The 15,703-nt window shown below is 36.6% G+C and carries 8 protein-coding genes; 4 read left to right on the top strand and 4 right to left on the bottom strand.

The window, feature by feature from the left end; translation table 11 throughout:
• Positions 1 to 159: 159 nt before the first annotated feature.
• From ATE47_RS05980 to ATE47_RS05965, 4 genes are all read left to right on the top strand, one after another.
• The gene (locus ATE47_RS05980) at positions 160 to 1,560 is read left to right on the top strand and encodes a glycoside hydrolase family 28 protein (protein ID WP_062163467.1); all 1,401 of its coding nucleotides are present in this window, start codon (positions 160 to 162) and stop codon (positions 1,558 to 1,560) included.
• A gap of 1 nt (position 1,561) precedes the next feature.
• The gene (locus ATE47_RS05975) at positions 1,562 to 5,158 is read left to right on the top strand and encodes a DUF4450 domain-containing protein (RefSeq protein ID WP_062161102.1); all 3,597 of its coding nucleotides are present in this window, start codon (positions 1,562 to 1,564) and stop codon (positions 5,156 to 5,158) included.
• A gap of 191 nt (positions 5,159 to 5,349) precedes the next feature.
• Positions 5,350 to 7,485, top strand: coding sequence for a hypothetical protein (locus ATE47_RS05970; protein ID WP_062161101.1), 2,136 nt, complete (start codon positions 5,350 to 5,352; stop codon positions 7,483 to 7,485).
• 260 nt (positions 7,486 to 7,745) lie between these two features.
• Positions 7,746 to 8,792, top strand: coding sequence for a GntR family transcriptional regulator (locus ATE47_RS05965; protein ID WP_062161100.1), 1,047 nt, complete (start codon positions 7,746 to 7,748; stop codon positions 8,790 to 8,792).
• Between the two features lie 198 nt (positions 8,793 to 8,990).
• Here the strand turns inward: ATE47_RS05965 and ATE47_RS05960 are convergent, their stop codons facing one another.
• From ATE47_RS05960 to ATE47_RS05945, 4 genes are all read right to left on the bottom strand, one after another.
• A complete protein-coding gene (locus ATE47_RS05960) occupies positions 8,991 to 10,142 on the bottom strand; it encodes an alpha-hydroxy acid oxidase (RefSeq protein WP_062161099.1) in 1,152 nt (383 codons plus the stop codon).
• Positions 10,143 to 10,145: 3 nt separating this feature from the next.
• The gene (locus ATE47_RS05955) at positions 10,146 to 11,534 is read right to left on the bottom strand and encodes an FGGY-family carbohydrate kinase (RefSeq protein ID WP_062161098.1); all 1,389 of its coding nucleotides are present in this window, start codon (positions 11,532 to 11,534) and stop codon (positions 10,146 to 10,148) included.
• A 314-nt stretch (positions 11,535 to 11,848) separates the two neighbouring features.
• Positions 11,849 to 13,129 carry a TIM barrel protein gene (locus tag ATE47_RS05950; protein ID WP_062161097.1) on the bottom strand — a complete coding sequence of 427 codons (1,281 nt, stop codon included), beginning with the start codon at positions 13,127 to 13,129 and terminating at the stop codon, positions 11,849 to 11,851.
• A 220-nt stretch (positions 13,130 to 13,349) separates the two neighbouring features.
• Complete coding sequence (locus tag ATE47_RS05945) at positions 13,350 to 15,452, bottom strand: bifunctional aldolase/short-chain dehydrogenase (protein ID WP_062161096.1); 2,103 nt, start codon at positions 15,450 to 15,452, stop codon at positions 13,350 to 13,352.
• Positions 15,453 to 15,703: the final 251 nt, after the last annotated feature.

Raw genomic sequence — 15,703 nt, 5'->3', positions numbered from 1 at the left:
CCGCGGAATTAGGAATATTATTCCAAATAAGGAAAAACATCTAACGAAATTTATACCGACAGTGCAGGATAATTTTTAATCATAATTATTTTAGATTGCGATAAAGAAAGAGATTATTTAATATTGATGCCTTTCTTAAACCAATATTTTTATAACATTATGAAAAAATACGCATTAATCCTTTTCGCATTAATCATATCAATTCCTGCTTCGGCGCAATATAAGCCGTGGACTTCCTCAGAACAGCCTTTAAAGGAAATCAAGGCCCTTAAAAAACAAATTGTAAAGCCTGATTTCAGAAAAAAAGACTATCTGGTTACCGAGTTTGGTGCTATTGGTGATGGAAAGACAAAAAATACAGAGGCATTTAAAAAAGCTATCGAAAAATGCAATGCAGAAGGTGGAGGAAGAGTTGTCGTTCCAAAAGGTGTCTTTTTGACAGGTGCTATTTATCTAAAATCTAATGTCAATCTACATGTAAGTGAAGGAGCAACTATTTTATTCAGTCAGGATAGCAACGATTACCCTATCGTTTTCACGAGATGGGAAGGAATGGAATGCATGAATTATTCATCCCTGATTTATGCTTATGAAGAACAAAATATCGCCATAACCGGAAAAGGAACGCTAGACGGAAATTCTGATAATGACCACTGGTGGTTTTGGTGTGGTGCAACAAAATACGGATATAATGAATCTCGTCCGGGAAGACAAAATCCGGCCCGCGCAAAGCTTCATGAATATATGGCTCAAAGAAAACCTGCAAGAGAAAGAATTTTTGGTGACGGATATTATTTAAGACCCAATTTCGTTCAGCCTTATAAAAGTAAAAATTTCTATATGGCGGATGTTTTAGTTAAAAATTCTCCAATGTGGAACCTTAATCCTGTATTGTGTGAAAATGTTTTGATTGAAAGGGTAAAAGTAATCAGCCACGGTCCGAATAATGATGGTTTCGATCCTGAAGCATGTAAAAATGTATGGATTAAAGATTCGTATTTCGATACGGGAGACGATTGTATTGCCATAAAATCAGGAAGAGATGAAGACGGAAGAGACATCGGAAGACCCGCAGAAAATCATATTATTGAAAACTGTGAAATGAAAGACGGTCACGGCGGTGTTGTGATCGGAAGTGAAATTGCAGGCGGAGCAAAAAATATTTATGCCATCGGAAATGTGATGGACAGTAAGAATCTTGACAGAGCTTTAAGAATAAAAACAAGCTCAAGCCGTGGCGGAATCATTGAAAACGTATTTTTCTACAATACAAAAGTAGGCGCATATAAAGAAGCTGCAGTACGTTTCAACATGCATTATGAAAAACCTGGAAATCATATTCCGACCATCAGAAATATCTGGGTAGAAAATTTAACCGTGGAAAAAGGCGGAAAATATGCCGTTCTTTCTGATGCTTACGAAACTTCTCCCGTAACAGATTTCACAATGATTAACGCAAAAATGACTGGCGTTGAAATTCCTTATAAAGTTGATTTCTTAAAGAATGTAACGCTGAAAAATGTGACCGTTAACGGAAAACCTTTAACTGAACTTAAATAAAATGCGAAGAAAAACCATTTTCGCCGGACTGATTGCTTTATCGGCATTCTCACATTCGTTTTCCCAGTCGAAACACTGGCAGAACAACGACAGAGAATTACATTACAAGGAAGACAAAGGCGATTTTTTATTGGTCAACGGAAAATACAGGTTCAATCGCGCTTTGTATGGTGATAACCGTGCTTCGCGTGTGGAAGCGGGAGATTTACCGGAATTTGCATTATATCTTCCGGGAATGGGTGGAAATCTTCAGTTTGTGATTCAGAAAGGAAATTCAATTAAAAAATTAATTCAGGCTGATAAGATTGAAACCCGTTATCGTCCTGGATCTATGCTTTATACTATTAAAGATCAAGTTCTTGGAAATGGAAGTTTAAAACTGACGGTTTTAGCTCAATCCAAAGAAGAAGGTTTGGTCTTAAAAATGGAAACTGAAAATATAGATTCCACTACAAAAATCTACGCAGTTTATGGCGGCGCAAGCGGAAAAACATTCAACAGAAATGGTGACATCGGTGCAGATCCTGAATCCGGATTTTACCTGCTTCCGGAATATTGTGAAGACAATCAGTTTCAAATTAATAAGAACCAGTTTGAACTTGCTTATTTAAACAAGAAAAAGGAAAATCAGTTCATCAACGGAAGTTTTTCAAACGCCAATTCAGTGCAATTAACCGATGCAAAAACGTTGGAAAACCTGTCAAATTTCACACAAAACAAAGCTGAAAAATCTCCAATTATTTACGCAACATATTCTGCACAGAAAAATCCGATTTATATTCAAATTAAAAAAGGAAAATCAGATAAAAATTTTTCTGACGAACAGCTTGCGGTTATATTTAAAGATGCAGAGCAATCCCGATTAAATTTAATCAATAGAATTCAGCTTAAAACGCCGGATTCAGATTTAAATAATTTCGGAGCAACTTTAGCTGTCGCCGCAGACGGAGTTTGGGAAAGTCCAACCTTTCTTCACGGCGCTGTTGCCTGGAGAATGCGTTTAAATGCATGGCGTGGAGCTTATGCAGCGGATGTTTTAAGTTGGCACGACCGCGCAAAAGCACACTTTGAAAGCTATTCCAATTCTCAGGTTCTGAAACCAGATTCTGCGCCTGTTGAGATGGATACGCTGTTGCATTTGGCAAGACACAAAGAGAAAATGGGGACTTCGGTGTTCTCAAGCGGATATATTTCGAGAAATCCTAATGACAATTCAAAACCACATCATTATGATATGAATCTGGTGTTTTTTGATCAGATGTTTTCTCACTTCAACTACACTGGAGATGTTGAATTTTTAAAGAAAATGTGGCCAACAATGGTTCGTCATATGGATTGGGAAAAACGAAACTTCAAACGTAGCGACCTTTATGATGCATATGCTGCAATTTGGGCTAGTGATGCGCTGCAGTATTCAGGTGGAAAAGTGACGCATACTTCCGCTTATAATTACAGAGCCAACCGTGAAATGGCGAAATTGGCGAAAATTATTGGCGAAAATCCTCAACCTTATGAAAAAGAAGCTGAATCGATTTTAAAAGCCATGAAAAACCAGCTTTGGATTAAAAACAAAGGTTATTTCGCTGAATATAAAGATGCCTTAGGTAATCAGATCCTTCATGACAAGCCTGGAATATGGTCGATTTATCATGTTTCCGATGCTTATATTTTAGATGAATTTGAAGATTACCAAAATACACAATACATCAACAATTATATTCCAAAGATTCCGGTAACGGTAAAGGGAGAAGTTGATAAAAACTATTACACACTTTCGACAACAAACTGGCAGCCTTATGATTGGTCGATCAATAATGTGGCATTGGCAGAGAATTTACAAACTGCTTTAGCGTATTGGCAATCAGGGAGAAACGAAGATGCTTTCCGACTTTGGAAGGGGAATCTTGCTGAGAGCATGTATTATGGAATCAGTCCGGGAAATTTTGAACAGTTGTCTCATTATGATGCTTTTCGTGGAGAATTGTACAGAGATTTTGCCGATCCAATTGGAGTCGCTGCAAGAACTTTAACGGAAGGACTTTTCGGGGTTTATCCAAAATTATTAGAAAATAAAATCAACATAAAACCCGGATTTCCCAAAGACTGGAATTTTGCAGAATTGAAACTTCCGGATTGGGAATTTAAATTTAACAAAAATTCTAAAAAAACGAATTATTGGTTTAAATCAAACTTTACAAATCCGATTTCGCTTGAAATGCTGATTCCGGTAAATTACACCAAAATAAAATCCGTAAAAGTAAATGGCAAGAAAGTAAAATGGTCGATACAACCGAATTCTATTTTACAACCTTTTGTTAAGTTTGAAACAGAAAAAGCAAAAGAATTTACCATTGAAATTAATTATTCTGGGGAAGAATTAAAAACTGAACAAACAGATTTTGTTAATTATATCTCTGAAAATCTTCAACTTAATTTAGATCCAAAAAAGAAGATTCAACAAGTTTACGATCCACAAGAACTGATCAAAAATTCCCCTCCTTTGGAAGGGTGGCCGAAGGTCGGGGTGGTTAACAATAAGTTTGAATTAGTAAAAGAAGAAAGAAAAGGTACTTTTTTCGTTCAATTGGAACAAAATGGAACGAAATGGTGGCAACCTGTAAATGTTAACATTCAATATCCTTTAGAAATAAAATGGGTGGATAAAAACTTACAGATTCAGTCTAAATCATCAAATCCGATTAATGGAAAATTGAAGATTAATGGTTTGGTTAAAAACTTTTCAACTCAAAAAAATCAAAATATATCAATTGAAATTCCTCAAAATCATTTAAGCAAAGGAACAAATTCCGTAGAGCTTGAATATAATGGAATTAAACAAAAATTAGAAATAACAGACTGGGAAATTGAGAATAAAGGCGAGTTCAATCCTGTTTCATTAGCTTCAAAATATAATGAAAGAGTAACCGAAATTTTTAATCAAAAGTATCTTTCACCCCGACTCAATGTCCCTACTCTACAGCTTCCCTGGCAAGGAATCGGAAATTGGTGCTATCCATTGACGACTACTCAAATTGATGACAGCGGACTGATGAAAAAACGGAAAAGCGGAAAACTTGAGTTTTTAGGAATTCCTTTTTTAATTAACAACGAAGATAAAAATATTGTCTTTACAAGCCAGTGGGATAATTTTCCGAAATCAGTTGAAATCCCTGTTTCGGGAAAAGGAAGTAAAATTTATTTTCTGATGGCAGGATCTACTAATCCAATGCAGTCACAAATTACCAATGGTACAATTACGGTTCAATATTCAGACGGTTCGAGTGCAAAATTAGAACTAAAAAATCCGATTAATTGGTGGCCTATCGAACAGGATTTGTTTGACGATAATTTTGCTTTTGAAATTCCGGATGACAAAATTCCGTACCGGGTTCAGCTGAAAACCGGGGAACTGTACAAGGGTGGGAGTTTAACGAAATATTCAGAAATTAAGGGAGTGAGCAACCGTGCTGTTGAAGGCGGCGCAGCAACGATTCTTGATCTGCCGATTGACCCTAATAAAGAATTAAAATCAATAAAATTAACAGCAGTGAGCAATGATGTCGTTATCGGATTGATGAGTGCTACTGTCCTTAAATAAAAATAATTAGAAGGCTTTTTACCGCAAAGCTTCAAAAGAAATATTTGAAAATAAAGTATTACAAAGTTTACAAAATGTAAAATATTATTCTACTATTTTGTCTCCTTCTAAATATCTATTTATCATAATAAAATCTTTTGCCTCTTTTGCGGTTAAAAAAAACTATAAAGTAATAAAGTAATAATTAAAAAATGAAGAAATTAGTCATATATCTGAGTCTTTTTTGCATTGGATTTTCTTCTCTCAATGCTCAGAAAATAGACCGAAAAAAGGTTGTTCAGCGGCATAATATTGTCAACACAAAAGCTGATACCTTATCGACTTTAACGGTCGGAAACGGAAAATTTGCTTATACGGTAGATATCACCGGAATGCAGTCGTTCCCTGAATATTACAAAAACGGAGTTTCCCTGGGAACGCAGTCTGAATGGGGCTGGAACAGCTTTCCAAATACTAAAGATTATAAGTTTGAAGAGACATTAAAAGCTTACGATTTTAACAATGAAGGCCGCAAAGCAATGTACAGTGTGCAACTAAAAGAACCCGAACGAAATAAAGGAGCTGTTGAGTATTTCAGAGTCAACAAACACCGACTGCAATTAGGGAATATCGGTATTAAACTGCTTAAAAAAGACGGTCAGAAGGCAAAAATTTCGGACCTGACCAATATTAATCAAAAAATTGACCTTTGGACAGGAATTATCACAAGTGAATTTTCACTTGACGGAACACCTGTAAAAGTCTGGACCGCTTCTTTTCAAAATTCCGATAAAATTGGAGTTAAAATTGAGTCGGATTTAATTTCTCAAAACAGATTAAAGGTTTTCGCCCGCTACCCTTCTCCAACAGGACAGTTTCTGGATGACGCTGCTTTTTACGGAAATGAAAATGATCATACAACGAAAATTATTTCATCAAATCAAACTCAGGGATTGATTGAACACCAATTGCAGAGTGCTGATTATTATACTCAATTTTATTTCACAGATGGAAAATTACGCGAAACGGGAAAACATTATTTTGTGTATGAACCGTCATCAAAAAGCAAAAAAATAGAATTAAGTGTAGAATTTTCATCTAAAAGTCCAAAAAGCGGTAAAACGTTATTTGCCGACGCAGAAAAAGAAAGCACTTCAGGATGGGAATCTTTCTGGAAAAGCGGCGCTGCCGTTGATTTTGAAGGAAGTACAGACCCTAGAGCAAACGAACTGGAACGCAGAGTTGTATTGTCAGAATATTTAACAAAAGTACAGTGCGGAGGAAGCAATCCGCCGCAGGAAACAGGTTTGACATTCAACAGCTGGTACGGAAAACCACACACAGAAATGCATTGGTGGCACGGTGTTCATTACGCTTTATGGGGAAGACCTGAGATTTTGGAAAAACAACTGGATTATTATTTCAGATCGTTTGACAAAGCAAAAAAATTAGCAGAAAGACAGGGGTATAAAGGTGTTCGATGGATCAAAATGTCTGACAATGAAGGAAACGAAAGTCCATCTTCTGTAGCAGCATTCCTGATTTGGGAACAGCCGCACATCATCTATATGACCGAACTTTTATATCGTGACAAGCAGGACAAAAAAGTCTTGGAAAAATATAAGGATCTGATTTTTGCCACTGCAGATTTTATGGCAGATTATGCTTATTATGACAAAGAGAAAAACCGCTATAACTTAGGCAAAGGAGTAATTCCCGCACAGGAAGTTTTCCCTGCGAAAGATACTTACAACCCCACTTATGAGGTTGCGTATTGGGATTGGGCACTGAAAGTTGCTCAACAGTGGAAGGAAAGATTGGGGCAGCCGAGAGATAAAAAATGGGATGAAGTTATTACAAAATTAGCCCCGCTTCCGATTCAGGATGGTGTTTATTTGTCGACCGAATCTGCAAAAGATTCTTTCATATTTCCAAAGTGGATGACTGATCACCCTGCCGTTCTCGGAGCTTTAGGAATGGTTCCGGAATCCCTGAAACTGGATAAGAAAATCATGAAAAACACCCTGGATATTGTTTGGGAAAGGTGGAACTGGGAACATACCTGGGGTTGGGATTTTCCGATGACAGCGATGAATGCGGCAAGACTGGGACTTCCAAACAAAGCTCTGGATGCCCTTTTTATGAATATTCAAACCAATACGTATTTGAAAAATGGTCATAATTTTCAGGATAAACGTCTGCGTATTTACCTTCCCGGAAACGGCGGCGTTTTGACCACCGTTGCTATGATGCTGGAAGGTTGGGACAGTTCTAAAGGCGAATTTCCCGGCTTTCCGAAAGATGGTTCATGGAAAATAAAAGCAGAAGGTTTTAAGAAAATGCCTTAAAAATTTTTACATTCATATCAATTGAAGTCTGTTCTGAAAAGGACAGGCTTTTTTTATTATATCAATGTAAAGGTTTAAAATTTGAAGATTCAGAGAAAATATTTAAAGGAAAAAATATTTGGATTTATCTTTATTTTTGAACAATCATAAATTTTCAGCCTCGATAGCTATAAAATTTACAACTTATATATGATCATTAGTTAATTTTTTATAAATTAGTTTCCTTAACTGAAACGAAAATCCTTGTACCGAAAAAAGTCATGTCCGAAACATTTGAAATATATATCAATGAACATTCCAGAGTTCCTAAATATAAGCAGATTGTAGACTCCATTCTTAATGGAATTGATGGTGGAGAAATTCAAATCGGGGAAAAAATCCCATCCATTAATGAGCTCAGCGAATCCTGTTTTCTTTCGAGAGATACTGTGGAAAAGGCTTATAAAGAGCTCCGAAAAAGGCAGATTATTGAGTCTGTAAAAGGTAAGGGCTATTATATTTCTCGTATCAATAAGAATGATATCATCAATATTTTCTTCCTGATCAACAAACCGAGCACCTATAAAATGATGATTTACAACTATTTTGTGAATGCAATCGGTACCAAAGGTAATGTTGAGATGTACATCTATCACTGCGATGAAACACTTTTCATTAATTCATTAAAAAAGAACCTGGGCGGATTTGATTATTATGTGATCATGCCCCATTTCAGGGATGAACAGTCTAAACATACCAGCTCAACACAGGAAGTTTTAGATATAATTGAGCAAATTCCTAAAAACAAATTGTTGTTGCTAGACAATACCAAACCTAATATTTCGGGAGAATATGGCTCTATTTTTCAGGATTTTGAACATGATATTTACAATGCTTTAAAAGAAGGCTTAGACAAAATAAAAAAATACGAAAAAATCATTCTGGTTTACCCCGACAAATCAATCCATCCCTATCCTTTCCGAATTGTACGTGGCTTTGAGAAGTTTTGTAAGGATTTTAAGCTTGATTATGAAATTCTCGATGAAATTTATCCCGACATGGAATTGCAGGATAAAGATATTTTCATCACCATCCGGGAACGTGATCTGGTGAATTTGGTGAAGCAAATCAGGCAGAAAAATCTTGAATTGGGCAAAGACATCGGAATTATTTCCTACAACGAAACTCCGCTTAAAGAATTACTCGGAATTACCGTAATTACTACAGATTTCAAAGCAATGGGAGAATCTGCTGCCTACATGATTTTGAAAAATAAAAAGGAACAGGTGAATAATGTTTTTAAGTTTATTCAGAGGGATTCTTTGTAATGCTTAATTATTTATTTAACCAAAAAAGTTACAAAAAGATTTAAATACATAAGTTATTAAAGATTAATACTTCTAAAAGATCACATCAGGAAGAAAATCAAAGATTTCCAAAAAGCGAATGTGCTCTTCTTTGTAGTTTTAGTAGTAAACTTTAATAACTTATGTATTTAAATCTTTTTGTAACTTTTGTGGTTAAAGTCACTTCACTCTAAAGTTCTGCAAATCCTCCGGTTTTTCACAGCAAAGCTGCTCCATCACCTGTCTGAACTGCATTTTAAGCATTTCAATGATATGATCACCACCTTTATCGCCTAAAGCACCGACTGCATACATAAAAGTCCTTCCCATAAAGGTAAATTCTGCGCCGCAGCTCAACGCTCGGGCAACATCCGGACCGGTTCTTACGCCGCTGTCCATCATTATTTTGATCTGATCTTTATATTTTTCACTGATTTCTTTTACGACTGCAATCGTAGATTCTCCTGCATCAAGCTGTCTTCCCCCGTGATTGGAGATGATCATTCCGTCGAACCCTAACCGAACTGCTTCAGCGGCATCTTCATCGGAAGCAACGCCTTTAATGACCAATTTTCCTTTCCATTTATCGCGGATAGCCTTTATTCTGTCTGAATTTAATCTTCCCGAAAAAGTAGAATTCATGAATTGTCCCAGCTGTTTCACATTCATGTTTTTGTCCATGTACTTTTCCATCGTCTTAAAGCTCGGAATGCCGTGTTTTAATATTTCCAAGCACCATTCCGGTCTTGCCAAAGCTTGAGAAACGTTTCGGAAATTAATTTGAGGTGGCATTGCCAAACCATTTCTGATTTCCTTTGCTCTGTATCCAAAAGTTGGAACATCGGATAACACGCACAGCACGTCATATCCGGAAGCTTCGCAACGGTCGAGAATATCGTCACGCAGCCACTCTTCTCTCGGATGGTACAGTTGATACCAGGCTTTTCCTTCCGTTAATTCTGCAATTCTTTCAAGACTGCTTGTTGTAACCGTACTTAATATGAAAGGAATATTATGTTTAAAAGCTGCTTTTGCTAAAATTTCGGGTGCATTGGGCCACATTAAACCTTGTAAACCGACAGGAGAAATCCCGAAAGGTGCTGAATATTTTACCCCGAATAATTCCGTTTCCATATTGGCTTCCGCATAATTATTGTTCAGGTATTGCGGACGCAGCAAAACTTCTCTTAGTTCGCTTGTATTTCGGTCTCGGTTGATGTTTTCATTACAACCGCCGTCCAGATATTCGAAAGCAAAACGAGGCATTCTTTTTTTTGCCTTTTCGATCAACAATTCAAGCGAAGCATAACGGGTATCAAATGGAAATGACATGTTTTATAAATTAAGAATTAACGGTTGAAGCACTTTCATCTGATAATGCTGCTGTAAAAAAGTTTCGTCTATTTTCTTATTGGAAATTACCATCGAAGCTCCCAATGCAGAGCCCAGCGGAGAATGTGTAGACATCACATTGTAATGTTGAAAATGGTGAGACATCAGTTTCATAAATACGTCATTATCTGTAAATCCGCCATCGATATAAATATTTTTAATATCTGAATTTCCGATTGCATTGGTGATGGTATGAATCTGTAAATCCATTAATTCGATCATTAATTGATGGTATGCTTCCTCAAAAGTAGCAAATGATTTTAAATCTGTCTCGCTGATCATTTTTCGTTTTAAAATAATTCCTTCAAAGCGAAAATAGATATTTTTATTTTTCATTAAACGCAGATACAAATCCTGATCAAACTGCACTTCCCGGTGGAAACCATATTCTTTTCCATAATAAGCGCACAATTTTTCAACCTGAATTTTGTATTCATTTCCCATGAAAAAACGGGACGCTTTTACACGTTTTCCATCAATTCGCATGTAATTTAGGCAATTATTTTCTATATCTTCGCCGGTAAGGCTTTCATCATTAAATGGATTTAACGAAATACTCCATGTTCCTGTCGAAAGCAATAAAAACGGATCTTTTTTGCTTAAAATATAAGGCAATAATGCTGAAGAACTGTCGTGAATTCCAACGCCGATTTTAATTTTTTTATTCCTGTAAGAAGTGTTGATACTCGCCGAAGTCGGTACAATTGGCGGCAATAAAGCATCTATTTCTTCCTTATACACCCAGTCGTGATAATCTGCTTTGTCGTAATCCCACAAATTGGTGTGGCAGCCTATTGAAGTAAATTCCGACACACAAATTCCGGTAAACAAATATGATAAATACTGAGGTAAATGAAGACTGTAACGGATTTTTTTGAATATTTCCGGATGCTTATATTTCAACCAGAATAATTGTAGTCCAGAATTCAACATTCCTGCCTGAGGAGATGCTGTTTCGCGGGCAATTTTCAGCTTGCTTCCATGTTTTTCATAAAATAAATCAAGAATTTCATCATCCATCGGTTTGGTGTAATTGTACAAAGGCGTCAGAACATTCCCTTTCTGATCCAGATGTACAAAACTCGCTCCGTAAGTAGAAAAATTGATTGCTTTTACTTCATATTTTTCATTGTCAAGAATGGCATTAAAATTATCTTTTATCCAGTTTTGCAGGGCTGCAAGGTCTTCCGTAGGATAACCATCTTCATCAGTGGTGAGCGGTAATTCTGTATATTCCCGAACGACTTCTTTATAATTTTTATCAAATAAAAAGAATTTTTTATTGGTTTTCCCAATATCAAATACTATGGTTACCTTCTTTTTTTTGGACATTCTTGTGACGAATTTATTTTTTATAGTTTAAACACAAATGGCACTAATATTTTTCCACTAATAGCACAATACCATTCGTGAATTTGTGTTAAAATTAGTGTTTATTTGTGTTTATAGTTTATTTTTTTTAACCATTAAGGAGTGTTCAGACAGTAAGATGCAATAAAAAAAAATCCACTTATTTCTTAAAGCAGCAAAGCTTAAAATCCTACTCATCTAAACACTTTCAACCTTAATGATAAAAAAATAAGGATACATATAATAAAAACTTTCGATTGCACTCAAAAGTTGAAATTATCAATTTTAAAACAGGATTATAATCCCGTGGCTTTGGTTTCTAAACCTCTTTCGGCAATTAAATTTTCTCTTACCTTTAAGCTTCTGTACGCCGCAATTGGATCTAAAGCCGCACCTGTCTGCAATCTTGCTGCTCTTAATAACGGACGAACATCTGTTCTGTAAGCGTTCTGCAAAATATCCTGCGCTGCAACGACATCATTGTTTAATTGTGCTGCTTTTAAAGCTTTCTGATCAACCAAAAGTGCTGTCGCATAAGCAATTAAAATAGCTTCCAGAGACTGTAATAAATCTTCCAAAGGATCTTTGATGTTGTGACTTGCATCGATCATCCAAGCCGGATAAGGATTGTTTGGATTATTTTCCATCCCGTACACCAATTCATTGAAAATCAAGAATAAAGCATAAGGTTTGATAGAACCCACCGTTAAATCATCATCTCCATATTTGCTGTCGTTGAAGTGGAATCCACCCAATTTCCCTTTGTACATCAAGGTTGCAACGATCTGCTCAATATTGGTATTCGGTAAATGATGACCTAAATCTACCAACGTGTAGGCTCTTTCGCCACAAGCATTGGCTAGCATAAACGATGTTCCCCAATCCTGAATTGTTGTTGAATAAAAATTCGGTTCGTAAGGTTTATATTCGATGAAAAGCTTCCAGTCTTCCGGCATTTCTGTGTAGATTTCTTTTAAGCTTTTTTCAGTGTTTGATAAAGCGGTCTGGAAATTCAACTGTCCCGGAAAACTTGCTCCGTCTGCCAACCAGACGGTTAAGCTTTTTGAACCTAATTCTTTTCCGATTCTAATGACTTCTTTGTTGTGTTCTACGGCATAAGCTCTTGAATCTTCATTCACAGCATTCAAAGAACCAAATTTATAAGAATGTTTAGCTCCGGCCTGATCCTGAAAAGTGTTGGAATTCATTGCATCAAAAACAAGTCCGTGAGATACCGCTTTTTCTTTAATTGCTTTCACATCACTTGGAATATCCCAAGGAATGTGCAATGAAACAGCTCCCGCAGAATGTGTTAATGCATGAATCAACCCTACATCATCTAATTTTTGTTCCAAAGAAGAAGGTTCGCCACCGTAAGAAAATCTTCCAAAACGTGTTCCTCCGGCTCCTAAAGCCCAACTTGGAATTGCTACCTGAAAATCAGCAATTTTGTTGATAATCTCAGTAACATTTGCTCCTGATTTTGTTAATTTATTTTGTAGAAAATCGAAATCTGTCGTAAAGTTTTCAATTTCTCTTTTATTGTATTGTTCAATGATATCTTTTCCTATAATCATGATTTGATTTTTTAATTAACCTTGTCATGGTTTTGAACCTTGACAAGGTTGAATTGTTTGATTAAAATTAGCATTAAATATTGATTTCGAACCTTCAATTACTTTCGAATCTCCCGCAGCCCGACCTGAGTGGAGCTCTTTTTGTGAGGAGGTACGACGAGCAAAAAAGCGGGAACGGAGGGCGGATTAAGCTGCCCAAATAAAATATATTAATCAATAATTATCTCGGGAAAGCATTTGCCATTCCTCCATCTACATTGATGATGTTTCCTGTCGTTTTATCTAAAATTGCCACACACGCAAAAACTCCGTTTGCGATATCTTCAGGAAGAATAATCTCGTTTAGTAAGTTTCTTTTTGCGTAAAATGCAGGGAGTTCTTCAACAGAAATTCCGTTTGCTTTTGCTCGGCCTTCTGCCCAGGCTCCTTCCCAGATTTTGCTTCCAACGATTACACCGTCAGGATTTACCACATTTACACGAATTTTATCAGATGCCAATTCAGCAGCCAATAACCTTGTCATGTGTTGCTGAGCTGCTTTTGCAGTTCCGTACGCCACGTTGTTTGGACCGGCAACTAAACCGTTTTTACTGGCTATATTTACGATATCTCCGCCTAAATTTTGCTTCTTCATGATTTCCACACCATTTTTAGCGATCAGGAACTGACCTTTTACCAAAACATTTTCAAGTAAATCCCAGTCTTTTGTTGTGGTATCTTCCAATGATTTAGAAATTGCTAACCCTGCAGAATGAACCAGAATATCTACTCCACCAAACGCTAAAACAGTTTCTTTGAAAGCATTCGCAATAGCATCTTCATTAGTCACGTCACAAGTAACGGCTACCGCCTGATCTTTGCTGTATTTTTCTGTAACAGCATCCAAAGCTTCCTGATTTAAATCTGTGAAAACCACGACTGCGCCTTCCTGAACCATTTTGTCGGCAATTGCCTGTCCGATTCCGCCGCCTGCTCCGGTTACGATCGCAATCTTTCTTGACAATGGCTTTTCTTTCGGCATTCTTTGCAGTTTTGCTTCTTCCAACAACCAATATTCGATGTCGAAAGCTTCCTGTCTTGGTAAAGAAGTGTATTCAGAAATCGCTTCTGCTCCACGCATTACGTTGATTGCATTTACGTAAAATTCGCTTGCAACACGTGTTGTCTGTTTATCTTTTGAGAAACTGAACATTCCCACTCCCGGATAAATGATGATCACCGGATTCGGATCACGCATTGCGGGGCTGTTTGGGTGTTTACAAGTTTCGTAATATTCTTTGTACTCTTGTCTGTATTGCTCAAAAAGAGGAGTTAATTTCTCTAAAATAGCTTTAGAATCACTTAAATCTTCATTTTTATCTAAAGTCAACACTAAAGGCTGAATTTTTGTTCTTAAAAAGTGATCCGGACAAGAAGTTCCCAGTGGCGCTAAACGCTCCAAATCATTGCTGTTGATGTATTCTAACACAACATCGCTGTCTGTGAAATGACCAACCATTCTGTTTTCAGAAGAAGCTAAACCTCTCAACAAAGGCATCAATTGAGCGGCTTTATTTTTACGATCATCGGCGGGAAGAGATTCTACTTTTTGTCCGCCAAAAATCTGCCCGTTTTCTTCGATTTTTTTAGCGATATATTCGGAGGCCATTTCGATAACTTCCAAACTGTTGATGTAACATTCGTAAGAAGTGTCACCCCAGGTGAATAATCCGTGGCTTCCTAAAACAATTCCTCTGATTCCCGGATTATCGTTTAAACACTTTTCTAATTGTAACCCCAAATCAAAGCCCGGACGCTGCCAAGGAACCCAACCCATTGTGTCGCCCCAGATTTCTTTGGTAATTTTTTCGCTGTCTTTTGCGGCAGCTACTGCAATTAGGGCATCGGGATGAAGGTGATCGATATGTTTAAATGGAAGTAAACCATGCAAGGGAGTGTCAATAGAAGGCGCTTTGCTGTCCAGATCAAAAATACAGTGATTGAATAAACCTACCATTCTGTCTTCATCTGCCAAGCCCTGGTACACGTTTTTCAGGTTTCTTAATCTTCCCGTGTATAATCCGGCAATTCCCTTTCTTGTTAATGTTCCGATGTCGCCACCTGAACCTTTTACCCACATTACCTCAACATCTTCGTTGGTTAGCGGATCTTTTTCAATGGTTTTGCAGCTTGTATTCCCTCCTCCATAATTCGTGATTCTTAAGTCTGCTCCTAATATGTTTGAGCGGTATAAAAATAAAGCCACCTGGTCATTTCCCAAAGATGCTGCTTTGTTTTCATCCCATAAATAGTCTACGTATTTGAATGTTTTTACTTTTTCCATTGTTTGTCTTATATTTCTAAATTTTAACCAAAATTAGATCGTAATATTTTTTACAGCATCCCGTACTATACTGGTAAATACTGTATTTAAAGATAAATTAACGTTTCAGTTTAATTCATTCTATATCAATCTGATTATGGCTATTTGTGATTAATGATTTGTGATGATGTGATTTTTAAAAATTATTTTAACCATTAAGAAGATTTAATAGATTAATATTTTTGTTTAAAACCTTTATTTAACCGCAAAAG

Source organism: Chryseobacterium sp. IHB B 17019 (assembly GCF_001456155.1).
Lineage (GTDB): Bacteria > Bacteroidota > Bacteroidia > Flavobacteriales > Weeksellaceae > Chryseobacterium.
The sequence above is the reverse complement of the archived record's forward strand: the minus strand, read 5'-3'. Positions and strand labels throughout refer to the sequence as shown.

Bases quoted from the DNA above. Each gene is read 5' to 3' on its own strand.
- ATE47_RS05980 (WP_062163467.1), top strand. From the start codon at position 160: ATGAAAAAATACGCATTAATCCTTTTCGCATTAATCATATCAATTCCT.
- ATE47_RS05975 (WP_062161102.1), top strand. From the start codon at position 1,562: ATGCGAAGAAAAACCATTTTCGCCGGACTGATTGCTTTATCGGCATTC.
- ATE47_RS05970 (WP_062161101.1), top strand. From the start codon at position 5,350: ATGAAGAAATTAGTCATATATCTGAGTCTTTTTTGCATTGGATTTTCT.
- ATE47_RS05965 (WP_062161100.1), top strand. From the start codon at position 7,746: ATGTCCGAAACATTTGAAATATATATCAATGAACATTCCAGAGTTCCT.
- ATE47_RS05960 (WP_062161099.1), bottom strand. From the start codon at position 10,142: ATGTCATTTCCATTTGATACCCGTTATGCTTCGCTTGAATTGTTGATC.
- ATE47_RS05955 (WP_062161098.1), bottom strand. From the start codon at position 11,534: ATGTCCAAAAAAAAGAAGGTAACCATAGTATTTGATATTGGGAAAACC.
- ATE47_RS05950 (WP_062161097.1), bottom strand. From the start codon at position 13,129: ATGATTATAGGAAAAGATATCATTGAACAATACAATAAAAGAGAAATT.
- ATE47_RS05945 (WP_062161096.1), bottom strand. From the start codon at position 15,452: ATGGAAAAAGTAAAAACATTCAAATACGTAGACTATTTATGGGATGAA.